This is a genomic window from Rhodococcus sp. MS16 (genome assembly GCF_013277795.1).
In the GTDB taxonomy this organism is placed as follows: domain Bacteria; phylum Actinomycetota; class Actinomycetes; order Mycobacteriales; family Mycobacteriaceae; genus Rhodococcus_F; species Rhodococcus_F globerula.
Window position 1 is genome coordinate 12,266 of record NZ_VBTM01000026.1, and the last position, 26,678, is coordinate 38,943.

At 60.7% G+C, this 26,678-nt stretch carries 26 protein-coding genes; 8 read left to right on the top strand and 18 right to left on the bottom strand.

Features of this window, described 5'->3' with window-relative positions; translation table 11 throughout:
- Window positions 1-153: 153 nt before the first annotated feature.
- On the top strand, window positions 154-966 hold the full coding sequence (locus FEZ60_RS30825; protein WP_045067230.1) for a LuxR C-terminal-related transcriptional regulator: 813 nt from the start codon (window positions 154-156) through the stop codon (window positions 964-966).
- Window positions 967-1,034: 68 nt separating this feature from the next.
- On the top strand, window positions 1,035-2,432 hold the full coding sequence (locus tag FEZ60_RS30830; RefSeq protein WP_045067932.1) for an APC family permease: 1,398 nt from the start codon (window positions 1,035-1,037) through the stop codon (window positions 2,430-2,432).
- A 3-nt stretch (window positions 2,433-2,435) separates the two neighbouring features.
- Here the strand turns inward: FEZ60_RS30830 and FEZ60_RS30835 are convergent, their stop codons facing one another.
- The 5 genes from FEZ60_RS30835 to dxr all read right to left on the bottom strand — a co-directional run bounded on the left by FEZ60_RS30835 (window position 2,436) and on the right by dxr (window position 8,894).
- On the bottom strand, window positions 2,436-4,250 hold the full coding sequence (locus FEZ60_RS30835) for a penicillin-binding transpeptidase domain-containing protein (RefSeq protein ID WP_172937829.1): 1,815 nt from the start codon (window positions 4,248-4,250) through the stop codon (window positions 2,436-2,438).
- A 48-nt stretch (window positions 4,251-4,298) separates the two neighbouring features.
- Window positions 4,299-5,135 (bottom strand): GNAT family N-acetyltransferase, encoded by an 837-nt coding sequence (locus FEZ60_RS30840; RefSeq protein WP_033236513.1) that lies wholly within the window; start codon window positions 5,133-5,135, stop codon window positions 4,299-4,301.
- Between the two features lie 126 nt (window positions 5,136-5,261).
- Window positions 5,262-6,419 (bottom strand): flavodoxin-dependent (E)-4-hydroxy-3-methylbut-2-enyl-diphosphate synthase, encoded by a 1,158-nt coding sequence (gene ispG / locus FEZ60_RS30845; RefSeq protein WP_092808598.1) that lies wholly within the window; start codon window positions 6,417-6,419, stop codon window positions 5,262-5,264.
- Window positions 6,420-6,508: 89 nt separating this feature from the next.
- Window positions 6,509-7,729 (bottom strand): site-2 protease family protein, encoded by a 1,221-nt coding sequence (locus tag FEZ60_RS30850; RefSeq protein WP_172937830.1) that lies wholly within the window; start codon window positions 7,727-7,729, stop codon window positions 6,509-6,511.
- A 7-nt stretch (window positions 7,730-7,736) separates the two neighbouring features.
- Window positions 7,737-8,894 carry a 1-deoxy-D-xylulose-5-phosphate reductoisomerase gene (gene dxr, locus FEZ60_RS30855; RefSeq protein WP_045067931.1) on the bottom strand — a complete coding sequence of 386 codons (1,158 nt, stop codon included), beginning with the start codon at window positions 8,892-8,894 and terminating at the stop codon, window positions 7,737-7,739.
- 120 nt (window positions 8,895-9,014) lie between these two features.
- Here dxr and FEZ60_RS30860 point away from each other — a divergent pair, with 120 nt between their 5' ends.
- On the top strand, window positions 9,015-9,284 hold the full coding sequence (locus FEZ60_RS30860; protein WP_033236516.1) for a DUF2631 domain-containing protein: 270 nt from the start codon (window positions 9,015-9,017) through the stop codon (window positions 9,282-9,284).
- 61 nt (window positions 9,285-9,345) lie between these two features.
- On the opposite strand, the gene rlmN is transcribed toward FEZ60_RS30860, so the two are convergent.
- The gene (gene rlmN / locus FEZ60_RS30865; RefSeq protein ID WP_033236517.1) at window positions 9,346-10,455 is read right to left on the bottom strand and encodes a 23S rRNA (adenine(2503)-C(2))-methyltransferase RlmN; all 1,110 of its coding nucleotides are present in this window, start codon (window positions 10,453-10,455) and stop codon (window positions 9,346-9,348) included.
- 102 nt (window positions 10,456-10,557) lie between these two features.
- On the opposite strand from rlmN, the gene FEZ60_RS30870 reads away from it, so the two are divergent.
- Both FEZ60_RS30870 and FEZ60_RS30875 read left to right on the top strand, forming a co-directional pair.
- On the top strand, window positions 10,558-10,968 hold the full coding sequence (locus FEZ60_RS30870; RefSeq protein ID WP_072782454.1) for a lipopolysaccharide assembly protein LapA domain-containing protein: 411 nt from the start codon (window positions 10,558-10,560) through the stop codon (window positions 10,966-10,968).
- A gap of 95 nt (window positions 10,969-11,063) precedes the next feature.
- Window positions 11,064-11,906 (top strand): CoA ester lyase, encoded by an 843-nt coding sequence (locus FEZ60_RS30875; protein ID WP_095885989.1) that lies wholly within the window; start codon window positions 11,064-11,066, stop codon window positions 11,904-11,906.
- Window positions 11,907-11,991: 85 nt separating this feature from the next.
- Here the strand turns inward: FEZ60_RS30875 and FEZ60_RS30880 are convergent, their stop codons facing one another.
- The 6 genes from FEZ60_RS30880 to rpsB all read right to left on the bottom strand — a co-directional run bounded on the left by FEZ60_RS30880 (window position 11,992) and on the right by rpsB (window position 17,014).
- Entirely contained in the window at window positions 11,992-12,696 is a 705-nt protein-coding gene (locus FEZ60_RS30880; protein ID WP_346343428.1) for a class I SAM-dependent methyltransferase, read from the bottom strand.
- A gap of 11 nt (window positions 12,697-12,707) precedes the next feature.
- Window positions 12,708-13,604, bottom strand: a complete 897-nt coding sequence (locus tag FEZ60_RS30885) for a phosphatidate cytidylyltransferase (protein WP_172937832.1) — start codon at window positions 13,602-13,604, stop codon at window positions 12,708-12,710.
- Window positions 13,605-13,653: 49 nt separating this feature from the next.
- On the bottom strand, window positions 13,654-14,211 hold the full coding sequence (gene frr, locus FEZ60_RS30890; protein WP_033236520.1) for a ribosome recycling factor: 558 nt from the start codon (window positions 14,209-14,211) through the stop codon (window positions 13,654-13,656).
- A 70-nt stretch (window positions 14,212-14,281) separates the two neighbouring features.
- Window positions 14,282-15,010: a UMP kinase gene (pyrH, locus tag FEZ60_RS30895; protein WP_033236521.1), complete on the bottom strand. Its 729-nt coding sequence runs from the start codon at window positions 15,008-15,010 to the stop codon at window positions 14,282-14,284.
- Between the two features lie 197 nt (window positions 15,011-15,207).
- Window positions 15,208-16,035, bottom strand: a complete 828-nt coding sequence (tsf, locus tag FEZ60_RS30900; RefSeq protein ID WP_033236522.1) for a translation elongation factor Ts — start codon at window positions 16,033-16,035, stop codon at window positions 15,208-15,210.
- A 115-nt stretch (window positions 16,036-16,150) separates the two neighbouring features.
- Window positions 16,151-17,014: a 30S ribosomal protein S2 gene (rpsB, locus tag FEZ60_RS30905; protein WP_033236523.1), complete on the bottom strand. Its 864-nt coding sequence runs from the start codon at window positions 17,012-17,014 to the stop codon at window positions 16,151-16,153.
- Window positions 17,015-17,319: 305 nt separating this feature from the next.
- On the opposite strand from rpsB, the gene FEZ60_RS30910 reads away from it, so the two are divergent.
- Window positions 17,320-17,829 (top strand): peptidoglycan DD-metalloendopeptidase family protein, encoded by a 510-nt coding sequence (locus FEZ60_RS30910; protein WP_033236605.1) that lies wholly within the window; start codon window positions 17,320-17,322, stop codon window positions 17,827-17,829.
- 28 nt (window positions 17,830-17,857) lie between these two features.
- Here FEZ60_RS30910 and FEZ60_RS30915 read toward each other — a convergent pair whose 3' ends face one another.
- Window positions 17,858-18,976, bottom strand: coding sequence for an AAA family ATPase (locus FEZ60_RS30915; protein WP_172937833.1), 1,119 nt, complete (start codon window positions 18,974-18,976; stop codon window positions 17,858-17,860).
- Between the two features lie 125 nt (window positions 18,977-19,101).
- Window positions 19,102-20,034, bottom strand: coding sequence for a tyrosine recombinase XerC (locus tag FEZ60_RS30920; protein ID WP_095885986.1), 933 nt, complete (start codon window positions 20,032-20,034; stop codon window positions 19,102-19,104).
- A 78-nt stretch (window positions 20,035-20,112) separates the two neighbouring features.
- Here FEZ60_RS30920 and FEZ60_RS30925 point away from each other — a divergent pair, with 78 nt between their 5' ends.
- Window positions 20,113-21,285, top strand: a complete 1,173-nt coding sequence (locus FEZ60_RS30925; RefSeq protein ID WP_172937865.1) for a multidrug effflux MFS transporter — start codon at window positions 20,113-20,115, stop codon at window positions 21,283-21,285.
- On the opposite strand, the gene FEZ60_RS30930 is transcribed toward FEZ60_RS30925, so the two are convergent.
- From FEZ60_RS30930 to dprA, 3 genes are all read right to left on the bottom strand, one after another.
- Window positions 21,282-22,052, bottom strand: a complete 771-nt coding sequence (locus FEZ60_RS30930) for a siderophore-interacting protein (protein WP_033236527.1) — start codon at window positions 22,050-22,052, stop codon at window positions 21,282-21,284. The genes FEZ60_RS30925 and FEZ60_RS30930 overlap by 4 nt on opposite strands.
- A gap of 304 nt (window positions 22,053-22,356) precedes the next feature.
- On the bottom strand, window positions 22,357-22,716 hold the full coding sequence (locus FEZ60_RS30935) for an Lsr2 family protein (protein ID WP_033236528.1): 360 nt from the start codon (window positions 22,714-22,716) through the stop codon (window positions 22,357-22,359).
- A gap of 478 nt (window positions 22,717-23,194) precedes the next feature.
- Window positions 23,195-24,322, bottom strand: coding sequence for a DNA-processing protein DprA (dprA, locus tag FEZ60_RS30940; protein WP_033236529.1), 1,128 nt, complete (start codon window positions 24,320-24,322; stop codon window positions 23,195-23,197).
- Window positions 24,323-24,514: 192 nt separating this feature from the next.
- Here dprA and FEZ60_RS30950 point away from each other — a divergent pair, with 192 nt between their 5' ends.
- Window positions 24,515-24,943 carry a hypothetical protein gene (locus FEZ60_RS30950; protein ID WP_172937835.1) on the top strand — a complete coding sequence of 143 codons (429 nt, stop codon included), beginning with the start codon at window positions 24,515-24,517 and terminating at the stop codon, window positions 24,941-24,943.
- A gap of 344 nt (window positions 24,944-25,287) precedes the next feature.
- Here the strand turns inward: FEZ60_RS30950 and FEZ60_RS30955 are convergent, their stop codons facing one another.
- Window positions 25,288-26,541: a hypothetical protein gene (locus tag FEZ60_RS30955; protein WP_172937836.1), complete on the bottom strand. Its 1,254-nt coding sequence runs from the start codon at window positions 26,539-26,541 to the stop codon at window positions 25,288-25,290.
- Between the last annotated feature and the right edge of the window lie 137 nt (window positions 26,542-26,678).

A 26,678-nucleotide genomic window follows, 5' to 3' on the forward strand; every position in this document is an offset into this window, starting at 1 on the left:
GTATTGTGGGTCGGCGGGTTTGATCACCGACTCGTCATACGCAGTGTCCACCACTTATGATCAAGCTCACAAGGAAACTTCACTACCCCCGGAAAGGGGTGCGGCGTGACCCGAAGTTCATCGTCACTTCTACGCCCCCGAGACGGGGACGCCATGCGGAGCGAACTCCGTTCGATCGCCGCTCAGGGCGTTGTTCCCGTGCTGTTCGGCGGTGAAGTACAGGACGAGACCCTGCACCTCACCGAATTTGTCGGCACGCGCACCAACAACCTCAAGGGCCTCGCCATCCCGCCGCGCTCCGGCATGGGTGGCCGCGCCGTCGCGCAGCGAGCACCGATCCTGGTTCACGACTACGGCAACTCCCAATCCATCACTCATCACTTCGATCGACCGGTGCTGAGCGAGGGATTGCACTCCATCATTGCCGTTCCGGTCATGGTTGCCGGCAAATCTCGGGCTGTGCTGTATGCCGCAATCCGTGAGAGCGCCCCACTCGGCGACCGCGCCGGCGACGTCATGGTGTCCGCCTCCCGTCGACTGGGGATGGAATTCGCGATCCGCGACGAAGTCGACCGCCGCCTCCAGCTCCTGCAAGCCGCGTCCGCCGCAAGCAGCGACGGCATGTCCACCGAAGAGATCCGCGACGTGCACGCCGAACTGCGCAGTGTCGCAAACAGCGTCACGGATACCGATCTGCAGATCAAACTCCGCGGACTCTCGCAACGTCTCGCATCGATCCTTAGCCCCGCTGACCGCGACATGGCCTCGGCCGTGACCCTGACGCCACGCGAAATCGACGTCCTCTCACAGGTCGCCCTTGGATGTACCAACATCGAAGCAGCACAGCGTCTCTCAGTCAGCGCGGAAACCGTCAAGAGCTACCTGAGAAGCGCAATGGGCAAGCTCGACGCAAGCTCGCGCCACGAAGCAGTAGTGACGGCACGACGATTGGGCATACTGCCGTAAAACTGGGCGCAGCCCAGGAGCATGTACGGCTGGATGGCCGAGAGCGCTCGCAACGAAGGGTGACGCTGATGTCGGAAACCATGGACAACAGGCAATCCTCGGAACAACCGAGCCTCAAACGCGTCATGGGCCCCGGCCTGCTTCTCCTGTTCATCGTCGGAGACATCCTGGGCACTGGTATCTACGCACTCACCGGGAAGGTCGCCAATCAAGTAGGCGGCGCAGTCTGGGTACCGTTCCTCGTCGCGTTCGTGATCGCGATGATCACCGCGTTCAGCTACCTCGAACTGGTGACCAAGTATCCCAAAGCCGCAGGCGCAGCACTGTATACACACAAAGCATTCGGCATCCACTTCCTGACGTACATGGTTGCCTTTGCCGTCATGTGCTCCGGGATCACATCCGCGTCCACCGCATCGCGGGCATTCGCAGCCAATTTTGTCGAGGCATTCGACCTCGACTTCACCACCGGAATAGGTATCACGCTGTTGGGTATCGCCTTCATGGCGGTAGTGGCGATCGTCAACTTCCGCGGTGTCAGCGAAAGCGTCAAGACAAACGTAGTGCTGACCTGCATCGAATTGTCCGGACTGTTGATCATCATCATGATCGGTCTGTGGGCACTCGGCGTCGGCGACGGCGATTTCGCGCGAGTCACCACATTCGACACCGGCGATCGCAGCACCCTCTCCGCGGTTATCGCCGGCACCGCGCTCGCGTTCTTTGCGATGGTCGGTTTCGAGGACTCGGTGAACATGGCCGAAGAATGCAAGGAACCGACCCGGATCTTCCCGAAGGTTCTCCTCACCGGGCTGGTGATCACCGGAATCATCTATATATTGGTCTCCATCACCGCAATTGCCTTGGTAAGCCCGAGCGAGCTCGGCGAAGGTGACACCCCACTCCTCAAAGTGGTCCAGGCCGGGGCACCCGGATTCCCCATTGGTATCTTCGCGTTCATCACGATGTTCGCCGTGGCAAACACGGCACTGATCAACATGCTGATGGCATCGCGACTCCTGTACGGAATCAGTCGCGAAGGCATACTTCCGTCGGCGTTCGGCAAAGTCCACCGCACCAGGCGCACACCCTATGTCGCCATCATCTTCACGACGCTTGTCGCATTCGGGTTGATCACCTTTGTCGGCGAGGTTCCGGAACTGGGCGGAACCACCGCACTACTGCTGCTGTGCGTCTTCACCATCGTCAACATCGCAGTTCTGGTGCTCCGCAGACATCCCGTGGAACACAAGCACTTCCGGGTTCCGACAATCTTTCCGATCCTCGGCGCCATCACCTCAGGCCTACTGGTCACACCTATCGCCGACCGTCCCGTCGTGCAATATCAGATCGCCGGGATTCTCCTCGGGATCGGAGCAGTTCTCTGGCTCGTCACCTACGCCGTGAACAAGCGATCCGGGCGAGGCGGCCCCGAGATCGACCCGGAGCATCTCGCAGAACGCTGAAAGTCAGTAACCTTCCGGGAGAGCTGCGAACATGTCCCGCGTTACGCCGACGGCATTGTCCGAACTTCCGCCGCGCACAACCAAAGTCGCAAAAGCCAAGTCACCCCGATACCCGACGAACCATGCATGCGAGCCGCCGTCGACCTCGGCCTCACCGGTCTTGCCGTACACCTCACCCTGATCCTCGACGCGCTCAGCCGTACCACTGGTAACCACCAAGCGCATCATGCCGCGCAAACCGTCGACCATCTCCGGACTGATGGGCGTGCGGTCACCGTCGATGACAGTTTCCCGACCCGAAATCAGTTGCGGCACCGGAGTGGACCCGTGGGCCACCGTCGCTGCAGCCAATGCCATACCGAACGGACTCACGACCACCAAACCCTGCCCGAAGCCGTCCTCGGTGCGCTGCACCAGATCCGGCGCGGGCGGGACCGAGCCGGAATCGGTCGGCAATCCCACGATGTTGTAATCGGGGCCGATACCGAACTGCGCTGCCGCAGTGGTCAATGCATCGGGTTCCATCTCACTGGCCAGTTTCGCGAAACTTGTGTTGCACGAACGGGCGAACGCCGTTGCCATCGGTACCGTCCCGAGTGAGAACTCGTTGTAGTTCGGGACACTTCGCTGACCGATCTCGATGCGACCGGGGCACGGTACCATCGTCTCCGGTGTCGCTTGCCCACCGGAAATTGCGGCACCCGCAGTCACGATCTTGAACGTGGAACCGGGCGGGTACAGGCCCGTCGTCGCGACCGGACCGTCGCGGTCCGCCGCCTTGTTCTGGGCTACCGCCAGGATCGCGCCGGTGGAAGCCTCGATCACCACCATCATCGCCTGATCCGCATTCACATTGACGGCACGTTGCGCGGCGATCTGAATATTGCGGTCGAGACTGATAGTGAACGACGGAACCGGTTGCGGCGCAGTCTCCGTCAAGATATCGGTATCGACGCCGTTCTGGTTGACCGTGACGACACTCCACCCGGCCTTGCCGTCCACCTCGTCGATGATCGTCTTCTTGATCTGCCCCAGCAAGTCCGGTGCAAACTCCGGATCGGTGGACACCAGATCCGATTCATCGGAGACGCTCACCCCGGAAATCCCGGCCAACTGCGCCGCTACCCGCTCGTAGTCGTCGCTACGCAAACGAGTGACCAGGTAGTCACCCTTCACAGCCGTCGACGACTCTGCGATCGACTGGCCCGACAGCGTGGAATCGAACTGAGCCAAGGTCGCGGCCAAGGCGTTTGCCGCACCGACGACGTCGGAACTCTTCGAGCGATCGAACTTGACCCGGTACACGATTCCCGGAACCAGAACATCGGTTCCCGAATGCTCGTTGACGCGAGCCCGGGGCGCCGGTTTCGACCGCAACGACATGGTCTGCTTGTCACCGAGTTTCGGGTGGACGTCGGTGGAACTCCAACGGACGGACCAGCCTCCGTCCTTGCGGCCCATCTGCATTTCACCGTCGTACGTCCAGACACGCTCCTTCGGGAGGTGCCAGACGTAGGTGTAGCCAACCGTCGCGGTATCGCCGTCGATCTTGACCTTGGTGGTCTCCGCCGTCATCGACTCGGCCTGCAACTCGTCCCACGTATCGTTCAGCACAGCCCCGGCCGCGTCAGGTCGATCCGTCAACCCCGCTGCTTCCTCGATATCCCGGTCTGCAAACGCACTCAAGAACTGCTGAGCCACAGGTTCCGGCCCCGCCGGCTTCGGAGTGCATGAGCTAACCCCCACCGCCAGCAAAACAGCAGTGCAGGACGCCAGGATTTGGGCGGAGCGGCTACGCGTGAAAGTCCGAGTGTTCATCGGACCCCATACTAAGTCGACACAAACTCGACGCAGCGGAGGCACGACTCAATCGAGGAGAACGGTCGCAAATGTTGCGACCTGCCGGAACCCGACCCGCGCGTACGTGGACCGTGCCACCGTGTTGAAGCTGTTGACGTACAGACTCGCGACCCTGCCGGTTGCCATGATCGATTCGGCGACTGCGGCCGTCCCCGTCACTCCGTATCCACGACCACGGAATTCGGGATTGACCCACACCCCTTGGATCTGACCGCACCGTGACGACACCGAACCCACCTCGGCCTTGAAGACAACCTGGCCGTCGTCGATTCTTGCCCACGCTCGGCCCGATGCGATCAAGCTCGCGACACGATGACGGTATCCACGTCCGCCGTCGTTCGTCCGGGGATCGATGCCCACTTCTTCGATGAACATGGCGACGGCAGCGGGTAGATAGATGTCGAGTTCGTCGGGCCGGACCTGCCGGACCAACGGATCGGACAAACATGAAAGGGGTTCGGACACCGCGAGCAAAGGTTGTTCGGCCCGCACCTCCCGCGCGCTCCCCCAATCCAACTCGAGCATCTCCCACAGCGGCAAGGCCAATTCGGCCCGGCCGACCACCGACGAACACATTCGCGGAATCCGGCACGCCCGATCCGCGAACGCGCGGATGCTGTCGATGTCTCCGCGAAGAGGCACAAGATTGGCGCCGGCAAAACACAACGACGACGACGGGCCGCCGCGGCTCCACAGTTCGCCGTGGATCATGCGAGGATCAACGCCGCATTCCTCGACGCGTGAAGCGATCATGCACGACGCAATGGGGTCGGCGTCGAGGACACGACGAACGTCGTCGAGATCGCGGCCCCCGACCGGCTTGGCTCCGAGGAGTTTCAGCATTGATTGACCCCTCCGCTCTCAGTGCGCCCGCGCCGTGCAGACTTGTGCACCCAGATTGCCACGAACCGGGAACTTGCGGGAAGGTTTCATCCGGCTATTGCTCAACTCACAGTGTCGACAGGTTCATCAGCTCACCGTGACAACCGGTGCGCCGTCGGGAGATTCACCTTCCATGGCTTCCGCGATCTTCATAGCCTCCTCGATGAGAGTCTCGACGATCATGGCTTCGGGCACCGTTTTGATGACCTCACCCTTCACGAAAATCTGGCCCTTGCCATTGCCGGACGCCACTCCGAGATCGGCTTCGCGGGCTTCTCCTGGACCGTTGACAACGCAGCCCATCACAGCCACGCGCAGCGGGATCTCCATGCCTTCGAGACCAGCAGACACCTGATCGGCCAACGTGTAGACGTCAACCTGTGCACGTCCGCAGGACGGGCACGACACGATTTCGAGCTTGCGCGGACGCAGATTCAAGGACTGCAGGATCTGGTTGCCGACCTTGATTTCCTCAGCCGGCGGCGCGGACAGTGACACACGAATGGTGTCGCCGATACCTTCTGCCAGCAAAGCGCCGAACGCCACTGCGGACTTGATGGTGCCCTGGAATGCCGGACCGGCTTCCGTAACACCGAGATGCAGCGGGTAGTCGCATTTTGCAGCGAGTTGACGGTAAGCCTCGACCATCACAACGGGGTCGTTGTGCTTGACGGAGATCTTGATGTCACCGAAACCGTGTTCCTCGAACAGCCCGGCTTCCCACAGCGCGGATTCGACGAGTGCTTCCGGAGTAGCCTTGCCGTACTTCGCCATCAATCGAGGATCCAACGAGCCTGCGTTGACGCCGATACGAATCGGGATTCCCGCGTCACCGGCAGCCTTGGCTACCTCTTTGACACGGCCGTCGAATTCCTTGATGTTGCCGGGGTTGACGCGGACGGCGGCGCATCCGGCGTCGATGGCGGCAAAGATGTAGCGCGGCTGGAAATGAATATCCGCGATGACCGGAATCTGACTCTTCTTCGCGATGGTCGCCAGAGCGTCCGCGTCTTCCTGGCGTGGACAGGCAACGCGCACGATGTCACAACCGGAAGCGGTCAGTTCGGCGATCTGCTGCAGCGTCGCGTTGATGTCGTGCGTCTTCGTGGTGCACATCGACTGCACCGAGATGGGGAAATCGCTACCCACACCCACGTTGCCGACCTTCAACTGACGGGTCTTGCGTCGCGGAGCGAGAATCGCTGCGGGTGCGGAGGGCATTCCCAAACCGATGGGGGTGGTCACGTCTGTGCCTACTTTCATAGCTTCACTGCAAGTTTAGCCGGGCCGTGGTTGTGCGAGCGCCTCGAAACGATTGCGCTGATCACACAGCCTTAGAAAATCTTGATCGGATTGACGATGTCAGCTGTGAGTGTCAGCAACATGAACGCGCCACCGATCACGATGAAGACGTAAGTGATCGGGAGAAGCTTGGTGTAGTCGACCGGTCCCCCGGCAATAAGTCCGCGCCGGGCCCGGAACCAGTCGCGAATCTTCTCGTAGAAAACCACTGCGATGTGTCCACCGTCGAGTGGCAGCAACGGGAGGATGTTGAAAACGCCGAGGAAGAAGTTGATCGACGCGAGCAGCAGGACAAATGTCGGCCACTCAGCGCGGTCCGCAGCTTCACCACCGATCACGCTCGCTCCCACGACACTGATCGGTGTGTCCTGCGCCCGCTCACCACCGGTGACCGACTCCCACAGCGCACCGACCTTGGACGGAATATCCGCCAACGCTTTCACCGACTCGACCATGATCGTGCCGGTGTAGTCGAAGGCCGCGGGAACGGCCGTGAACACGTTGTAGCTCTCCCGCGCCTGCTCGACTCCGACAATCCCGACGGCCCCGACCTTGGTGAGCTCAGGCGTCGTCTTACCTGCGCCCGTGACATAACGTTCGGCAGAGGTCACGGCAACCGGAATCTGAAGTATCTGGCCGTCACGTTCGACGGTGAGATCCACCGTGCCGGAGGTATCCCGGATTGCGGTTGACACTTCCTTGAACGTCTCGACCGGTGTTCCGTCGACCGCGGTTATGCGATCGCCAGGGGCAAGTCCGGCAGCTTCGGCAGGGCCGGTTCCTTCGCACGGCGCCAACGCCCAATTCTGGTCCTGGCCGTACTGCGTCGGCGCGACACACGAGAGCTTCTCGACAACAGCCGGAGCAGGATCCGTGGATTGCGTGCCCCAGCCGAGGAGCAAACCGTAGATCAGCAACAGTCCGAGAATGAAGTTCATCGCGATACCGCCGGACATGACAACGACGCGCTTCCACGCCGCTTTCTTGTACATGGCGTGCGGCTCTTCTTCTGGCGTCATCTCGTCGAGCGCCGTCATTCCGGCGATGTCGCAGAAACCGCCGAGCGGCAAGGCCTTGAGGCCGTACTCCGTCTCACCCCGACGGAAGGAGAAGATCTTGGGACCGAAGCCGATGTAGTAGCGGCGGACCTTCATGCCCAGCGCCTTTGCCGTCCACATGTGGCCGGCTTCGTGCAGGGCGATGGACACGCCGATTCCGAGGGCGAACAGGATGACGCCCAATGCAAAAACCATGGAAGCTCTAGCCCTCCTGCTTCACGAGCTGACGCGCGCGTGTGCGTGCCCAGCCGTCTGCGGCCAGAACGTCGTCTACGGTAGTCGGTTCTGCGGACCACTCCGACGCGTCGTCGAGAACTGCCGACACTGTCCGGACGATTGTGGGGAACGTGATGACGCCGTCGAGAAATGCCTGCGCGGCAACTTCGTTGGCGGCGTTGTAGATCGCGGTGAAACAGCCGCCCGCCTTGCCCGCGCTACGAGCCAACGCGACTGCGGGAAAGACCGTCTCGTCGAGGGGTTCGAACTCCCACGTGGATGCCTTCGTGAAATCGCACGCCGATGCCGCGCCGGCAATCCGATCGGGCCACCCCAGTGCCAGCGCAATGGGGAGTTTCATGTCCGGCGGGCTGGCCTGCGCCAAGGTGGAGCCGTCGAAGAACGTGACCATCGAGTGCACGATCGACTGCGGATGGACAGTGACGTCGATGCGGTCGTAGTCGATCCCGAACAGAAGGTTGGTCTCGATCAATTCGAGCCCCTTGTTCACCAACGTCGCCGAGTTGAGTGTGTTCATCGGGCCCATCGACCACGTGGGATGGGCACCGGCCTGCTCGGGTGTCACGGATTCAAGAGCATCGGCACTCCATCCACGGAACGGACCACCGGATGCGGTGAGAATCAGGCGAGACACCTCGTCTGCGGTGCCACCGCGAAGGCACTGTGCCAGTGCCGAATGTTCGGAGTCCACCGGAACGATCTGACCGGGTGCGGCGGCCTTGGTCACCAGTGCGCCGCCGGCAACCAGCGATTCTTTGTTGGCCAGCGCCAGTCGCGCGCCAGACTCCAAAGCGGCCAGCGTCGGTTCCAGACCTAGTGATCCCACCAACGCGTTGAGGACAACGTCGGCTCCACTGGCGCGAACCAGTTCCGCCGCGGCCGACGGGCCCGATCGAGCAGTTACGCCGTCGAGCGCGGCGGCGGCGTCCGGATTCGCCACCGCAACCTCGGTAACGCCGGTCGCCCTGATCTGCTCGGACAACAACTCGACGTTGTTGCCACCCGCAGCCAAGCCGACCACCTCGAACCGTTCGGGGTTGGCTGCGATGACTTCCAAGGCCTGCGTACCGATGGAACCGGTGCTGCCGAGGAGAAGGACGCGGGTGGGTGTGGTTTCCTGCACGCATCCATTGTTGCCGATAACACCTGAGAACAACCTTATCGACGCCCCACTACGTACGACGGTCGGTCGTATGTCACCATATTGAGCAGTAGTGCAACCTATTGAGCAGGAGGATCGACCGTGGCCGATACCCAGTTGGACGTCAAGTCCAGCGCCCCCGTCGTGGTCTCACATGTCGATGAGGCCGAGGTTCCCTCTGCCGCATGGGGGTGGAGTGGTGAAAGCCTCAAGACTTTCCGTATCGCCGGATGGTTCTTCACGGCATTCCTGCTCCTGATGATCATCGGCAATCACAGTGGCAAGGTCGAAGACCTGTGGCTGATCGGTACCGCCGCTTTGATGGCGATCGTCTTGATCCGTGACGTGATCGTCCGTCGCCACCCGCGATAACCAACGCAGACAAAAAACCTCCACGAACTTCGAGTTCGTGGAGGTTTTTTGTTGCGGTACTTCAGTTTTCAGCAGCCAACTGACCACAGGCGGCAGCGATTTCCTGGCCGCGGGTGTCGCGGACCGTGCAGGACACACCCTGCGCGATGACGCGGCGAACAAACTCCCGCTCGACGTCCTTCGGGCTCGCGTCCCATTCACTTCCCGGAGTCGGGTTCAGCGGAATCAGGTTGACGTGAACCAGTCCTCCGAGTGCCTTCTTGAGTTTCTTGCCGAGCATGTCCGCGCGCCACGGCTGATCATTGACGTTCTTGATCATCGCGTATTCGATCGACACACGGCGGCCGGTCTGATCTGCGTAGTACCGCGCAGCCTGCAGAACCTCAGCCACCGACCACCGGTTGTTGACCGGCACCAAGGTGTCGCGCAGTTCGTCGTCAGGAGTGTGCAAGGACACCGCCAGCGTGACGCTCAGGCCTTCGTCGGCGAGTTTGCGGATTGCCGGGGCCAGGCCGACCGTCGACACGGTGACGGATCGCTGAGACAGTCCGAGTCCGTCCGGTGCCGGTGACGTGATGCGACGCACGGCCGCGACAACACGCTTGTAGTTGGCCAGCGGTTCACCCATTCCCATGAAGACGACATTGGAGAGACGGCCGGGTCCGCCCGCAATTTCACCGTCGCGCATGGCAGCAGCGGCGTCGCGAACCTGGTCGACGATTTCCGCCGTCGACAGGTTGCGATCGAGGCCGCCCTGACCGGTGGCGCAGAACGGGCAGGCCATTCCGCAGCCGGCTTGGCTGGAGATGCACAGCGTCGCGCGATCCGGGTACCGCATGAGGACGCTCTCGAGAAGCGTGCCGTCGTGCGCCTTCCATAGCGTCTTGCGAGTATCGCCGGCATCGCACGCGAGATGCTTGACGGGTGTCAGCAACCTCGGGAAGAGCGAGTCCCCCACCTTCTCGCGCACCGCTGCGGGCAGATCCGTCATCTTCTCGGGATCAGCTTCGAGGCGGGCGTAGTACTGGCGGGCGATCTGATCGGCCCGGAATGCCGGTAACCCGAGCTCCTTGACCGCCTCTTTGCGCTCGTCGGAGTCGAGGTCAGCGAGGTGCCGAGGAGGCATTCCGCGCTTGGGTGCATTGAAAACGAGGGGAAGAGAGGCAGCCATAGTTACACCATTCTCCCATTGATTTGGCGTTCACCCCTACTTCGGCCCGATTGAGCGCCGAGAACCCGTGCATGTTCGTGCTTCTTGCGTGATGATCAACTCATGTCGAGCACACCAGAGGATCCCTCGAACGCACCCGTGTACGGACCCGCCGACGGGTTCGGATCCGACCCACAACTCCCCGCCACCGATGACACGGCGGCCGTGGAGAAACACGACCCGGCGCCGCCAGTAGAACCCACGCCGACTCCCACCGGAACTGCCGTCACCGACCGAACTCGCGCGGCAACAACGTGGGTTGGCCTGGTCATCGGTGCAATTGTGCTGATCCTGCTACTTGTCTTCATCCTGCAGAATCTCGAGAACGTGTCGGTCGAAATCCTGGCGTGGCAACTGGATTTCCCACTCGGGATCACCATCCTGCTGGCGGCGATTGCCGGCGCCCTCATCATGGCCCTTGCCGGCGGTGTCCGGATTGTTCAGATTCGCCGCGCGGCCAAACGTCAGCTGTGACTGAAATCTAGTTACGCAATTGGGTCGATCGGTGGTCTGCCAGGCATCATTGGTGTCGTACAAATCACCGGAAAGGACCTGCTGTGACCACTCACATGGAGAGACCTGTGACCATGCGGATCGCACCTGAACAAGCGCGATCCTGGCTACTTGTCCCCGCGTCCAAACCGGACACCTTCACCGCCGCGCTGAACAGCGCTGCAGATGCCGTGATTCTCGATGTCGAGGACGCGGTCGCCCCGGCACACAAGCCGAAGGCCCGAGAAGACGTCGTCGCGTTCCTGAGCGGGCATGCCCGTGCCTGGGTGCGTATCAACGACGCCACCACACCCTTCTGGGAAGAGGACCTCGCCGCGCTGTCCGGCCTCCAAGGGCTCGAAGGCGTCATGCTCGCGAAGACCGAAAGCGGTCAGCAGGTAGACGCCACCGCCGAACGCCTCCCAGAGGGCACGAAGATTCTTGCTCTCGTCGAATCGGCAGTCGGACTGGAGGCAGCACCGGAAATCGCTCGAACCGAGGGCACGTTCCGACTGGCATTCGGTAGTGGCGACTTCCGCCGCGACACCGGGATGGACGACTCCCCCACATCCATGTCCTATCCCCGCTCACGGCTCACCATCGCGAGCCGTGCCGCCCGGATCGCCGCTCCCATCGACGGCCCGACGTTGGGTACCGACCTTGATCTGCTGTCGCGCGATTGTGCGATCACGCTGTCACTCGGAATGGCAGGCAAGCTCTGCATGACGCCGGCACAAACAGAACCCGTCAACACAGGTTTGAGCCCCTCCGTTGCCGACGCCGCCTGGGCCCAGGACGTCATCGACGATCTCGGTGAGGACGGCTCACGCGTACGTGATGGCAGTGACCTGCCGCGGCTGGCCAAGGCAAAGAAGATTCACGCCCTGGCAACCCTCTTCCACATCCCGACTCAGAACTAATTTCGGCATAGTTCTGAATCGGTGCAGAATGCGTCAGGCGCTCATGCTCATGAAGAGCGCCTGACGTGCGACTTTCTGAAGAGATTCACAGCAATTCCAACGATCGCGGCTTGAATCGGACGTGCACGCGATAGCGCACCGGGAACGACAAACCCGACACCGACGAGAACGCGCGCGCTGCAGTTTTCTCGGTGAATTCGATCCCGAGAACCTTGCGCATATCGTCCCGATTCCGAAATTCCCATCGGGTGTCAGCCCGGCTCAGTGAAAATCCCTGAGCCACGAAGAATGCTTCCACTGCGGCCGGGTCGTACTTGGGCAGATCGGCCCGCATCCAGTCGCCGTACGGCGACGCACCGACATCGAGATCGACAATCACCAATGCGCCCCCGGGCCTGAGGATTCGCATCGCCTCGGCGATGCCCCGGCCACAGCCCTTCCCGAAGAAGTACGCCGTGCGCGCATGAACGACATCGACGGACGAATCCGCCAGACCGGTCGACTCGGCAGACCCGGCAACGACGTCGATCTTCGCGTCGTCGCGAGTTCGATCCTGGGCCAATCGCACCAAAGGCGTGTGCGGCTCGACCCCGACCACCCGGCGCGCAGTGCGCGCGAACTCCGGCAGATGAAAACCGGCCCCACAGCCGACGTCCACGACGTCACGATCCGCCCAGTCCACAGCCGCACACATCGCCGTCCAGATTGCGCCGTCGACGTCCTGCGCACGATTCTCCACCTCGTACACGTCGGGCCAATGCCAGATGTTCGGACTGGGAATCGGTGTCACGCTGCGTTCGATCACACGAGTGCGTACAGGATCAACCAGGTCACGAATGCGGACGGTAACAGCGAGTCCAGACGGTCCATGATGCCGCCGTGACCGGGCAGGAGCGTGCCCATGTCCTTGATTCCGAGTTCGCGCTTGACCTGCGACTCGATGAGGTCACCGACCGTGGCGACGATGACCAGAACAACGCCGAGCAGGACACCGATCATCGAATTGGCGTCGAGAATCAGCGTCACCGACAGCAGGCTGCCGATTACGCAGAAGATCATCGACCCCGCGAAACCCTCCCAGGATTTCTTCGGGCTGACCGCCGGGACCATGGGGTGCTTCCCGAACAGAACGCCTGCGGCGTAGCCACCGACGTCGGAACACACGACGCCGATCATGAGGACGAACACGCGACCGGGTCCGTCGTCTTCGAGAACCATCAGAGCGCCGAACGACGCCAAGAGCGGGATCCACGCCAACACGAACACCGTGATCGACGTGTCCCGCAGGAAGTTCTTCGGAGTGGCTTTGAGTCCGTGATCGAAAAGGCGCCACACCATGCACACCAGAACCGTGGCGGTAAAAGCGCCGATCACGCCAACCGGGCCCCATGGCCAGCCGAGCCAGATCGTTGCCTGACCGCCGACAAGCAACGGGATCCGTGGAACTTCGATGTCCGCTTCCCGAAGCCGTGTCGCAACTTCCCACGTCGCGATGAACATCGCAATCGCCACGACGGCAATCCAGCCCGGTGGCAGGAAGATCAATGTCCCGATGACCAATGCGCCGAGACCAACTCCGACGCCGATGGCGGCAGGAAGATTCCTGCCCGCCTTCGACTTCGGCTGCTGCGCGCCAACAGCGCCCCCCGTCGGCCCGTCCGTGACGGGACCGCCGGCGGTTCCCTCTTGTGCGTGCACCCAAACTCCCTGATCTGCTACCGACCGACAAACACGAAAGCGAGGAGGTCTAGACCTCCATCAACTCCGATTCCTTGTGCTTGACCAGTTCCTCGACAGTGTGCACGTACTTGGCCGTGGTCTTGTCGAGTTCCTTCTCTGCGCGGCCGACTTCGTCCTCGCCTGCATCGCCGTCCTTCTGGATCCGGCTGAGCTCGTCCATCGCCTTGCGACGAATGTTGCGGAGCGTGACCTTGGAATCCTCACCCTTCGACTTGGCCTGCTTCACGAGCTCGCGACGACGCTCTTCCGTGAGCTGCGGAACCGAAATGCGAATGATGCTGCCGTCGTTGGACGGGTTGACGCCGAGGTCCGAGTTGCGGATGGCCGTCTCGATGGCGTTCAGCTGTGAAGACTCGTACGGCTTCACGATCACCATGCGCGCCTCGGGAACGTTGATGCTCGCGAGCTGCGTGATCGGAGTGATCGAACCGTAGTAGTCGATCACGATACGAGAGAACATGCCCGGGTTAGCGCGGCCGGTGCGTACCGAGCCGAGATCGTCCTTGGCTACCGCGACAGCCTTTTCCATCTTTTCTTCGGCTTCGAAGAGCGCTTCATCAATCACGGCTGTTCCTCCATGTCGTTCTGATTCATGTCGTTCACTGTCGAATTTTCGAGCGGATCGTGGGAGTCGCTCACGACTTGACCAGTGTTCCGATCTTCTCACCGGACACCGCACGTGCGATATTGCCCTCGGTAAGAAGGTTGAACACCATGATCGGCATCGAGTTGTCCATGCACAGGCTGAACGCAGTGGCGTCGGCAACCTTGAGTTCCCGCTCGATGACCTCGCGGTGCGTGATCTGGTCGTACATCGTTGCCGTCGGATCGAGACGCGGGTCCGCGGTGAAAACGCCGTCGACGCCCTTTGCCATCAGAACAACCTCGGCACCGATTTCCAGAGCGCGCTGCGCGGCGGTGGTGTCGGTGGAGAAATACGGCATTCCCATACCCGCACCGAAGATGACAACGCGGCCCTTCTCGAGGTGCCTGCGTGCGCGCAGGGGCAGGTACGGCTCGGCAACCTGTCCCATCGTGATCGCGGTCTGCACTCGGGTGTCGACGCCTTCCTTCTCCAGGAAATCCTGCAGAGCCAGGCAGTTCATGACCGTGCCGAGCATGCCCATGTAATCGGAACGCGCGCGGTCGAGTCCGCGCTGCTGCAGTTCGGCGCCGCGGAAGAAGTTACCGCCGCCGATGACCACAGCTACCTGCACGCCTGATCGAACGACCTCCGCGATTTGTTCAGCCACCTTCGTGACCACGTCGGGGTCGAGTCCGACCTTGCCGCCTCCGAACATTTCGCCGCCGAGTTTGAGCAGGACCCGCTTGAATCCTGGACGTTCGTTGGCTGGTTCGGACATTGTTCTCCTCAGTTCGATACAAGACCCGTAGGCCATAAGTCCTTATTCGATCGCCGACTTGATCCGGCGACACAACAATCTTCCGGGACTGCTCCCGAAGGCACTCTTATCCTGCCTCATCGGAGGCCCCAGGTACACGTAGACCCCGCCGGATGAGCATTGCTCTTCTGGCGGGGTCCATGTGCACGGGCTCCGGATTAAGCGGAGGCGCCGACCTCGAAACGCACGAAGCGCTTGATGGTCACGCCGTTCTCGTCGAGGATCGCCTTGACGGTCTTCTTGGAATCCGTAACCGAAGACTGCTCGGTCAGCACGACGTCCTTGAAGAAACCGTTGACGCGGCCTTCGATGATCTTCGGCAGAGCCTGCTCGGGCTTGCCTTCTGCGCGGGCGGTCTCTTCGGCGATGTGACGCTCGGAAGCGACGATCTCCTCGGGAACCTCGTCACGCGTGACGTACTTGGCCTTGAGTGCTGCGACCTGCATTGCAGCGCCGCGAGCAGCCTCAGCAGCAGCGTCGCCTTCACCGGTGTACTCGACGAGAACGCCGACAGCGGGCGGCAAGTCGGAGCTGCGCTTGTGCAGGTACACGGCAACGGGGCCGTCGAATGTTGCGACGCGGCTCAGTTCGAGCTTCTCGCCGATCTTCGCGGACTGCTCGGCGATGACGGTCTCGATGGTCTTGCCGTCGAGCTCGAGTGCCTTGAGGGCTGCGAGGTCAGCAGGCTTACCTGCAGCGGCGACGGTCACGATCTCGTCGGCCAGCTTGATGAACTCTTCGTTCTTGGCAACGAAGTCGGTCTCGCAGTTGATCTCGATCATGACGCCGTCCTTGGCGACAACGAGACCCTCAGCCGTGGTGCGCTCTGCGCGCTTTCCGACATCCTTTGCACCCTTGATGCGCAACTGCTCGACAGCCTTGTCGAAATCGCCATCGGATTCTACGAGTGCGTTCTTGCACGCCATCATTCCGGAGCCGGTGAGCTCACGGAGCCGCTTGACGTCAGCGGCGGTGTAGTTCGCCATGGTTAGCGAGCCTCCTCATATGTCTGTTTCGGACCAGGGACTAAATATGAAGCACGGGCCTAACGGTGAAACGGCCCTGACCACAGGAACTCTGGTCAGGGCCGGTTTCGACGAATCAGGCCTCGGTGGCCGGTGCCTCTGCGGCGGGGGCCTCAGCCTCTGCAGCGGGGGCTTCAGCAGCCGGAGCTGCTTCTGCGGCCGGAGCTGCCTGTGAAAGCAGTTCCTGCTCCCACTCTGCGAGGGGCTCGCCAGCGCCGGTCTCGGGCTTCGCGTCCTTGTCGGCGCTCAGTCCGGCACGCGCCTGCAGGCCTTCGGCCACAGCGGAAGCGACAACCTTGGTGAGCAGCGCTGCGGAGCGAATCGCGTCGTCGTTGCCCGGGATCGGGTAGTCGACGAGGTCAGGATCGCAGTTGGTGTCCAGGATCGCGATGACCGGGATGTTCAGCTTGCGAGCCTCGGCAACTGCCAGGTGCTCCTTGTTGGTGTCGACAACCCACACAGCGGAAGGAACCTTGGCCATGTCGCGGATACCACCGAGGGTGCGATCCAGCTTGGTCATCTCACGCGTGAGCATGAGGATTTCCTTCTTGGTGCGACCTTCGAATCCACCGGTCTGCTCCATTGCCTCGAGCTCCTTGAGGCGGATGAGACGCTTGTGGACGGTGGTGAAGTTGGTGAGCATGCCGCCGAGCCAGCGCTGGTTGACGTAAGGCATCCCGACGCGGGTTGCCTCAGAAGCGATGGATTCCTGCGCCTGCTTCTTGGTGCCGACGAAGAGGACGGTGCCGCCGTGGGCAACGGTCTCCTTGACGAACTCGTACGCCTTGTCGATGTACGTCAGCGTCTGCTGGAGGTCGATGATGTAGATGCCGTTGCGGTCGGTCAAGATGAAACGCTTCATCTTCGGGTTCCAACGACGGGTCTGGTGCCCGAAGTGGGTACCGCTGTCAAGCATCTGTCGCATAGTTACAACAGGCATTGTTGTTCTCTCTTTCACATTCGGTTGCTGCGCGGTGCCGGTGGCACTGCGCCCTGGCGCCCACACGGCCGTCGGACCCGTATCCGGAAATACAGGACCAGCCGAAGGCCGAAAAAACGTGCGCGGGCGCGCGAAGTCGGACTGTGCGAACACAGACCGCTCGACAAGTGTACGTCCTTGCCTCGCAATGCCATAACCAGCACTACAACGCCAGTGCCGAATCAAACCTGTGGATGGAATCCGAACCTGTGGAAAACCATCCTGATCTGCACCTTCACTGCGGACGCGCACTGCAGGCTGAAGTGATGCCCCTAGTGAATTCCATCCGCCGGACAATCCTGGTGCTGTGCGGAGTTACTGCCGTGACGATCGGCGCCGGGCCGACTCTCGCCGACGCCGCAGACCGGTTCGATTGGCCACTCATGCCAAGGCCGCGAGTGGAAAGGACCTTCGACAACCCCGAAAAGAACTGGTTGCCCGGACATCGCGGGGTCGACCTGGCCGGTTCGACCGGACAGGCCGTAGTTGCCGCCGGACCCGGGGTTGTGGTGTTCGCCGGACAGGTTGCCGGCAAACCAGTGGTGTCCATCGACCACATCGGCGGATTGCGCACCACATACGAACCTGTCACCGCAGTGGTATCGGCGGGCGACCGCGTTGGCCTCGGGACGGTGATCGGCACTCTCGAGCCCGGGCACGAAGGCTGCGCTGTTGCCGCCTGTCTCCATTGGGGGCTACGACGCGATCGCACCTACCTGGATCCGCTCGGCCTTATCCATGACCGGCCGCTGCGACTCAAACCGCTGGGACGCTGACTCAAACCGCTGGGACGCTAGGGAACGCTCAGCGCCACTCGGCAACAGCGTGGCGGCCCGCTGCATCGGCAAAATCATCCGCCACCATCGCGGCCAGCTCCATGAAGGCCCGCTTGGTTGCCGGACGGAGCAGTTCCAGGTCCATGACCGACCCCTCGGCGAGATGCTCGTCGAATGGCACAACCGTCACCGCTCGGCACCGTCGCATGAAGTAGTCAGTGAGCGCGTCCATGTCGATGACGCTCGAACCCGGCCGAGCGGCGCTGATGACAACTACGGTTCGTTCCACCAAATGCCCGTATCCGTGTAGTTGCAGCCAGTCCAGAGTGGCGGCAGCACTTCTTGCACCGTCAACTGCGGGCGAGCTGACCAGGACCAGCGAGTTGGCCAGATCGAGCACCCCGGACATGGCCGAATGCATGATGCCGGTGCCGCAATCGGTGAGGATGATGTTGTAGTACACCTGCAGGATGTCGATGACCTGGCGATAGTCGTCCTCACTGAACGCCTCGGAGATCGCCGGATCCTGTTCACTCGCGAGAACTTCGAGCCGACTGGGCGCCTGGGAGGTGTGGGCGCGCACGTCCGAGTAGCTCTTGATATCCGGTCTCGATGCAATCAGATCGCGCACAGTTGAACGGGTTTGGAGCGGCACGCGCTGTCCCAGCGTTCCGAAATCCGGGTTGGCGTCGACGGCAACAACACAATCTCCGCGAAGAGAAGCAAAGGTCGATCCAAGACCCACGGTGACTGTCGTCTTTCCGACGCCGCCCTTGAGAGAAAGGAGTGCAATCCGGTAGTCGTTCCGTATCGGTTGTTCAATTCGCTCGACCAACGCGCGTTGACGCTGGTCCGAGGTGGACTCCCCCAGGTTGACGTATCCGCCGGTCGCGCGGTGAACACCACGTCGCCACCCGCCGCGAGGCGTTCGCCGGGACCGCTTCAGTAATGCTTCAGCTACCAAATCTTGATTGGTAACTTGCTGTTGGCTCATCTGGTTCGAAATCGGGGGCGGGGCCGACCAGGAGTCCTGCGGCCACACTCGCGCTTCGGGCGGCGCGGCGGGCGCAGCTACAACCGGAACTGCTTCGGCAATCCACGCCGGTTCCCCGGTCTGTGGCAGGTGTTCGACATCTGTGCGATTCACAATTCCCCCGGATATTGCGTAGCAACGAGCGGTGCAGCGCGATTGTGCCAACCGTGCCGATGGTCCGCCCTTCCGAGTCTCGACGCTACCAAATGGCTCGGAGGAACTCTCGTTCGACGAGCTTTTCAGGCTCGCGGATGCGCCTGATCGTGGACTGCGCGCAGACGCTCCACCGAGACGTGGGTGTACAACTGAGTAGTCGCCAGACTCGCGTGTCCCAGCAGCTCTTGTACGACACGCAGGTCAGCTCCACCTTCCAGCAAATGTGTCGCTGCCGAATGCCGCAAACCGTGCGGCGATAGATCAGGCGCTCCCGGAACAGCTGAGACGGTTTCGTGCACGACCGACCGCGCCTGGCGTTGATCGAGCCGCCCGCCGCGCTTTCCCAGCAGCAGCGCACTACCCGATTTTTCCGATGCCAACAGTGGCCTGCCAACCCCGAGCCATTGTTCGATGGCCGATTCGGCCGGCACGCCGTAGGGCACCGAACGCTCTTTGTTTCCCTTGCCGAGCACTCGCAACAATCGGCGGTTCGCATCTACCGATTCGATGTCGAGGCCGCACAGTTCTCCGACTCGAATTCCTGTGGAGTACAACAATTCCACGATGAGCCGGTCACGTAGAGCTATCGGATCATGTTGTTGCGCTCCACTTTCCGCCGCTTCCATCGCCTCGATCGCCTGATTCTGACGTAAGACGACTGGCAACGTTCGTCTAGCCGGTGGCGCAGCGAGTCGCACCCCGGGATCAACCTCGATGCGCGCGGTCCGCGCAAGCCACGCGGTGAATCCGCGCGCCGAAGACGCGCGGCGTGCCACCGTTGTCCGCGCGGTCCCGGCAGCGGACTGCTGTGCCAACCAGGAACGAAGCACCCGAAGGTCCAGAGCATCCAGATCGGTTCCAGTCGACTGCGCAGCAAGGTGTTCCAACAGCGAGCGTGCATCGCCGACGTACGCACGGATGGTGTGCTCCGACCGTCCACGCCCCAGCCTCAGATGCTCCGCATACGCGTCGAGGTGGATCGACAGCGCTCGCGGTAATTCGTCACTCATCTTCATAAGGTTGCCTGCCTCGCGTGAAACTTCAAGCACCCTCGCCGATAGGGTTGGCCGGTGAACCGAGCAATTCCCTTGAAAATGCTATGCATCCTTGCCCTGATTTCAGCAATAGCGCCACTGTCGACCGACATGTATCTGCCAGGACTTCCCATCATGGCCGAGTCACTCGATACATCCGCTGCCAGTGTCCAATTGACGCTGACAACATTCATGGCCGGACTGGGAATCGGCCAGCTCATCATCGGACCGATCTCCGACGGAATAGGGCGTCGACGCCTTCTGCTCGGCGCCGCGGCGATCACCACGCTGGCAAGCGCGGCATGCGCTCTAGCACCCAACATCGAATTCCTGATCGGTGCACGTCTGATCCAGGGCCTCAGTGGCGGGGCTGCGATCGTGCTCGCACGCGCGTGCATCGCCGATCGCGCCCGTGGCAACGGAGCGGCAAAACTGTTCAGCATCATGATGATCATCGGCGGCGTCGCTCCAGTCGTTGCCCCACTGCTCGGTGGAGTACTGCTCGGTCCGGTTGGTTGGCGAGGCATCTTCTGGGTGCTGACAGCCGCAGGCGCAGTCATGGTTGCCGGCGTGCTCACACTCGTTCCGGAAACATTGCCGCCAGAGCGTCGACACGGCGGCGGGTTGAAGGCGCTCGTCGCCAACCTAGGCTATGTCACCGGAAACCGTCGTTATCTCGGCTACGCACTGGCCTTCATATTCGGGTTCGGTGCCCTGTTCTCCTACATCGCCGCTTCACCGTTTGTCGTGCAGAACGTCCTGGGCTTGACCCCTTCACAGTTTTCGATGGTGTTTGCGGTGAACGCAGTGGGAATGGTCGCGGCGGCCACAATCACAGCGAGGTTGCTCGGCCGCCTGAGCGCACGCACCCTCTTGAACTTCGGAGTTGCTCTGCTGACAATCTCAGGAGCTGTATTATTTTGTACTGCAGCGCTTTTCAACTCAACCAACCCGGCCGCGTTACTCATTCCGCTGTTCGTTTCGGTATCCAGCATCGGATTTATCATGGGCAACGCGACAGCGCTCGCACAAGGCGAGGTCACTGCTGCAGCCGGAACCGGCTCGGCATTGATGGGCGCGGGTCAGTTCGGATTGGCTGCAGCAGTGTCACCACTAGTCGGTATCGCGGGCCCGGATACCGCCGTACCGATGGCCATCGCAATACCGACATTCGGGTTACTCGCGGCCCTCTCGTTGGCGCTGTTCGCCCGCAAGGCCGATGCTGCGAACTAACGTTCAACCGCTGCCAGTTCCGACTTCCACACCCGGAATCCCTCTTCCGTGCGCCCACGCCGCCAGTAGCCCGAGATCGACGCGGAACCTGCCGGCACTCCACGTTCCTTCCGGACGTAGGCGCGCAGATTATGCATGACAGCCTGCGCTTCGCCGTGAATGAATACCTGCGGATTTCCCGGCAACCATTCGAGGTTTCTCACTGCTGTGACAATCGGCGAATTGTCGCCTGCGGATTCATCGGAAACAGCGTCCGAGGACGCACCTCGATGGACCCACTTCACAGAAACACCATTCGGTGCATTGATAGCAATCTCGTCGTCGGCACTACCAACTTCGACGACTACATACCCGATCGCGTCGCCCGAAAGTCTCTCGACGGAAGCTGATATTGCCGGAATGGCGGTTTCATCGCCTGCATAGAGGTGCCAATCGGCTGATTCTGCCGGCGCGAAGGCACCGCCGGGCCCACGGATTGTTATCTTGGCGCCCGCTTCCACTGATGCGGCCCACGGTCCAGCGATCCCGATGTCCCCGTGAACAACAAAATCAATCGCGATCTCGCGAGCACTACTGTCGTAACTTCGGATGGTATAGGTCCGAAGAGCCTGACCTTCCGGTGTCTCGAATTCGATTTTCACATACGAATCACTGAACTCACTAGGTGCGAAGTTGTCGAATCCCGGACCTCCCAGGAACACGCGGACCATGTGTGGAGTCAGTTTCTGAGTTCGCAAAACTGTCAGGGTTGTCGTCGGCTTGGCCACAGCCACATCCTTCCAAAGTTAGTGTTACCTAAGTAGAGTACAGGATGGCGAGCGTGGCGGCCGAAAGCTGATTCCAAGACAACCCACGCCAGTGAGCGTCGCTCAGCGATACATACCGATTCCGATGACCTAATTAATCGACTGAAAACCGACCAACCCGAATGAAGAATCATTGCCAAAGAAAGGACAATTCCTCACTTCAGCGATCAACTCGCTCATTCGGAGGCACTGCCAGCAAAGAAAGAGTAAAAACAACTCTGGCACTCCACGGAATCCGTGAAGTGCCAGCGAAGGTCAATGTGCTCTAGTGAGCAGCATCGAATGCGTCGATAATCTCTGCCTTGATACGACCGCGCGGTGCGACCTCGTAACCGTTCTTTGCTGCCCAGTCACGAATAGCCTGCAAGGTCTCCTTGGAACGCCCAGAACCCGATGTAGCCTGCGTAGATGGGAGCTGCGCCTTCTTGCCGCGACGTGCAGATACCTTGGCTGCAGCATCAACGAACGGCTTGACTGCTGCGTCGAACTTCTCCGCATTGGTTGCCCGGAGGTCGATCACATAATCGGTTCCCTGGTACGAGAACTCAATTCGATCACCGAAACCATCGTCGATCGGCTTACCATCAAGGTCGTCAATGAGTTGCCGAATCAGCTTCTCAGCCATTGCACTCCTCTTTCAATGATCGATTTGCTTTCGCTTCACAATACACAGAATTCCATAGCAATAACAAAGATGCCCACAGAACCGAAAAACAAACCGAACAGACTCGGCGGTTTGCATTAACGATAAGTTGCGACATCGAGTTACCTCGATCCAGCGCTACAGCATTGGCGCGCAATCTATTTCGACCACCGGGCGCGACATGGAAACCCGCACCTTTCTGGACGATACTGACTAATCGGCAAATCAGCACATCAACCTGAGACATTCCTGAGACACGCGAGCGGCATTCGTAACCTACCGCACAGTCCGACCTGAACTGCCGCCCCTCTCATTCGGTGCAGCGCCCCACCGCACCGCTCTGACGTGCCGATAAACAGTCTTTCGAAGAACCAACCGACACGCTACACAACATTGTGCCAACGATCTGGCAAATGACCGATCACACCATCACGCCGAAAATAGACCCACTGCACAACGCCTATTTCGTACGAAACCACCCGCTTCCGTCAGAGTCGATAAAACCCTCCAACTCGAGCAGTGGAAGTGTTGCACGAACCTGGGAAATCAGCAGCCCAGATGCCTCGGACAACTCATTTGTGCTTCGTGAACCGCTTCCTGGTAATGCCTCGTACACGAGTCGAGAATTACCGGTCAACGAGTCGATGTCGCGAACCGCGGCAGCGTCCTGCTCTGAATTCAGAACACCGAACGGTCCGGAAACTTCTACGACGTCGACCGCGTTCGCAACAAGATATGCCTCTCCCTCACGAATCATTCTGTGACAGCCGGCAGACGACGATGATGTCACCGGTCCGGGCACTGCCATTACCGGGCGACCTAATTTCCGCGCCCAATTAGCCGTGTTCCTCGCACCACTTCGCCATCCCGCTTCAACCACGACCACCCCGTCGGACAGCGCAGCGACCAGTCGATTCCGGGCAAGGAATCTGAACTTGGCCGGAGTAGTCCCCGGCGGGTATTCGCTCACCACCGCTCCGGAACTCACGATCTGGCGCAGTAATCGAGCATGACCGGACGGGTAGGCGCGGTCCACTCCGCACGCCAACACAGCAACCGTGGTGCCACCTACTCCCATTGCTGCTCGATGCGCTGCGCCGTCAATACCAAAAGCTGCGCCCGACGTCACCGTCCATCCGTCCACTGCCAAGTCACCGGCTATCTCAGCGGTCACGTGCTCACCGTACGCCGTCGACGCCCTCGTTCCGACAATCGCGACAGATCTCTCCGTCAGTTCCGTCAGATCACGAGAACCCAAGACCCACAGAACAAATGGTGGGACTTCACCTGCTGCCACGTCGAGATCGTTGAACGGGAGAAGTCGCCATGACGGCCATTCCGGGGAATCCGGAGTTACCAACCTTCCTCCCATCGCCGCCATCAGGTCCAGATCGCGTTGCGCAGTGTCGATATGCGCCCGAGCCCGGGTCTTCTCCTCCAATGACGGCGGCAGATCCCTGGATTTCACGGCCCGTGCCGTCTCCTCGACGCCGAGGTGCTCGACCAACGCGGCCAAGTGAACGCTCGGCCCTTGTGCAACCGCGGACAAGTACGCCCAGGCGAGCTGTCGCGGATCATGTGTGCTCACTGAAATCCCCTGTCTCGGAAATCGAGTGCCGTTGCAACCTGATCGGGGCCCGGCGTTGATTCACCCGCCAAGTCGGAAACTGTCCAGGCAACACGCAGTGCAGCAACTTCACACATAACAGAAGAGACGGCTCCGACGAGGATTGCACTCCTCTAGCCAGAGCCTAAGCACAACCGGAATAGAGGTTCCGATATGCGCCTGACCCATACCTTAAACGCTCACGACAGAGTGGTCCACGAAGGCACGATCTTCATCGTCGACCAGGTTCGCACCGAGGGTATTGACCTCGTAGATGCAGCCACCGAGAAGCTTATAGTTTTCGTTCCCGCATCCGATGTTCACACACTAACGAACTTCGGAAGTCGCGAGGAGCGCCAGGTCCGACGCGGAAGACCCGCCGACTGGTACCTCATTTCAACCGGCACCGGCGACGCACAAGCCTCGCTCGGCGCAACTGAGTCCTACGAAACCGCACTTAGTTGGGTTCGTAACCACGCAGATCGGGCTGGCATTGGCCACGGCACCGTAACCCTGATCGCGTTCGACAGCGGATTCCACGCGGTTTACAGCAGCGGCCTCCAAGCCCTGTATTCGATTGAACCGCACTACGTCTCAAGGTAGCCAAACCTGATCGACGGAAGTCAATCCCCTGCCCGCCGTTCTCTCGAACAGGGCACAACCATCCACGCACCACGTCGTTATCTGCGCGAGCCCGACGTAAACCAGCCGCATCCTGTTGAAGTGCTGACAATCCCCGGAACCAGGTTCGAGGAGCTTCCCGGCTGACTGATCATCGACTAGGAGGTCAACGAACAGCTCCTCACGCTCTCAGGTGTGAGGGGCTACTCGTCGTGGAGCGGAACAACGGTCAGCGGAAATTTGGGAGGTCGTCTTGGGAGGTTCCGAGGCTATGGCGTTCACTCCGTTCGGAATCCCTGGAGATGTAGTAACCACTGTGACCTGCGTCAGGTGGAAATTGCGGCCCGCTCCCGTTCTGTCGCAGTCGTGACTCCTGAATTTCGGATGGCTTTCACGAGCGACTCAAGCGTGGTATGCACCGTAACCGGCTTATTCATCGCCATCTGGTACTGACGCAAATGCGTACCCGTCGCACCCTCCGCAACTACAAAATCGGCATACGCGGCTCCCGCAGAAAGATAAACCATGTCAATCAAATCGCCAGGATCGTTCCACATCCAATTACGGTCGATGTGCCGCACCATGTTGACGTGCGCATACGCATCGATCATCGGCATCGATCTCAGGAATTTCGAGACCGTCTTGGAGTCCGTCATGTTGAAATCCGACGCACTTGCCCCCAGAAGGCCCAAACCGGCCAACATCTCTTCTCGTAGGCTGATCAGCGTCCGCACACGCGAAACTATCTTCTTCTCCGCCTGTGAAGCCGGAGAAGAGGTCAGAGCTTCGGCAAAACTCTTGTTGTCAGCTAGCCATTGTTCAGGCTCGAAGCGCGGATCGGCTTTCGGATCTAGCAACGATTCCATAGTGATGCTGGACGAACTGATGGCCTGAAGGAAGAATGCGGGGTCATCTACTGGCAATGGTCCAGAATCCGGCTCGTTGTCGAGCAAGGCGTTGGGCTCCAGAGTAATCGCCTGTCTGTTCGCGAGCGAAGGAACCTGACGCCCCAACTCTCGCCCCAGCGCCTGCGCAAACTCGAACTTCCGAAGCGCGAGCGGATGTCGCATTTGCCAACCATTCGCGAGGTCCGCCATGACAAGGCCCAGGTTGTACCGCTTGTCGTCATACAACCTGCCTGTCTCCACAAGATGGCCTGCCGATAGTGGCAAAATCACCCCACCGTCGGCTGCCAACTCGATCAACTCTTCAGCCGGTCCAATCTCCGACCTCTTTGTCACACTATCTGGATCAACACGCACGAGAGCTAATGTGCTCCAATGGTTTTGATCTAGGTACACCGTGGTACGACCCTTTTTCGGATCATCTGGGATCGGGCTGTACACCTCAGCCGCCAGCCAATCGCCACGCAGAGTCAAGTTCCAAGTCCACCACTTCTCCCAGTCGAAAACTGTCATCGCCATCTGAGAATCGAGAATCCCGTCATCAGCTGGAATGTCACTCCACTGCTCCTCACCTGACCGAAGCACAACACCCCGTCGCCTTCGCTCCCGATCAATCTTCCAGTACTGGTAAGTCTCGTAGGACAGCTCAAAAGCGGGTCGCGTCTCATCGGCCATCCTGGGAGTATGAGGCACAGCACCGTCAGAATTCCGCATAAACCCCCAGAGCGGCCACTTTGCGAACAGAAGGCGGAGTAGCCCACCAGCAAGCTCGTAGATGCAACTCGACCCGATTACAAAACCGGACAGTCTGG

Excerpts from the sequence above, each read along its gene's own strand:
- FEZ60_RS30955 (WP_172937836.1), bottom strand. The coding sequence starts at position 26,541 with ATGGCCGATGAGACGCGACCCGCTTTTGAGCTGTCCTACGAGACTTAC.
- FEZ60_RS30925 (WP_172937865.1), top strand. The coding sequence starts at position 20,113 with ATGCTATGCATCCTTGCCCTGATTTCAGCAATAGCGCCACTGTCGACC.
- FEZ60_RS30825 (WP_045067230.1), top strand. The coding sequence starts at position 154 with ATGCGGAGCGAACTCCGTTCGATCGCCGCTCAGGGCGTTGTTCCCGTG.
- FEZ60_RS30840 (WP_033236513.1), bottom strand. The coding sequence starts at position 5,135 with ATGCTGAAACTCCTCGGAGCCAAGCCGGTCGGGGGCCGCGATCTCGAC.
- FEZ60_RS30850 (WP_172937830.1), bottom strand. The coding sequence starts at position 7,729 with ATGGTTTTTGCATTGGGCGTCATCCTGTTCGCCCTCGGAATCGGCGTG.
- rlmN (WP_033236517.1), bottom strand. The coding sequence starts at position 10,455 with ATGGCTGCCTCTCTTCCCCTCGTTTTCAATGCACCCAAGCGCGGAATG.
- FEZ60_RS30870 (WP_072782454.1), top strand. The coding sequence starts at position 10,558 with ATGTCGAGCACACCAGAGGATCCCTCGAACGCACCCGTGTACGGACCC.
- FEZ60_RS30835 (WP_172937829.1), bottom strand. The coding sequence starts at position 4,250 with ATGAACACTCGGACTTTCACGCGTAGCCGCTCCGCCCAAATCCTGGCG.
- FEZ60_RS30950 (WP_172937835.1), top strand. The coding sequence starts at position 24,515 with ATGCGCCTGACCCATACCTTAAACGCTCACGACAGAGTGGTCCACGAA.
- rpsB (WP_033236523.1), bottom strand. The coding sequence starts at position 17,014 with ATGCCTGTTGTAACTATGCGACAGATGCTTGACAGCGGTACCCACTTC.
- tsf (WP_033236522.1), bottom strand. The coding sequence starts at position 16,035 with ATGGCGAACTACACCGCCGCTGACGTCAAGCGGCTCCGTGAGCTCACC.
- FEZ60_RS30910 (WP_033236605.1), top strand. The coding sequence starts at position 17,320 with ATGCCCCTAGTGAATTCCATCCGCCGGACAATCCTGGTGCTGTGCGGA.
- FEZ60_RS30875 (WP_095885989.1), top strand. The coding sequence starts at position 11,064 with ATGGAGAGACCTGTGACCATGCGGATCGCACCTGAACAAGCGCGATCC.
- FEZ60_RS30830 (WP_045067932.1), top strand. The coding sequence starts at position 1,035 with ATGTCGGAAACCATGGACAACAGGCAATCCTCGGAACAACCGAGCCTC.
- FEZ60_RS30920 (WP_095885986.1), bottom strand. The coding sequence starts at position 20,034 with ATGAAGATGAGTGACGAATTACCGCGAGCGCTGTCGATCCACCTCGAC.
- FEZ60_RS30935 (WP_033236528.1), bottom strand. The coding sequence starts at position 22,716 with ATGGCTGAGAAGCTGATTCGGCAACTCATTGACGACCTTGATGGTAAG.
- pyrH (WP_033236521.1), bottom strand. The coding sequence starts at position 15,010 with ATGTCCGAACCAGCCAACGAACGTCCAGGATTCAAGCGGGTCCTGCTC.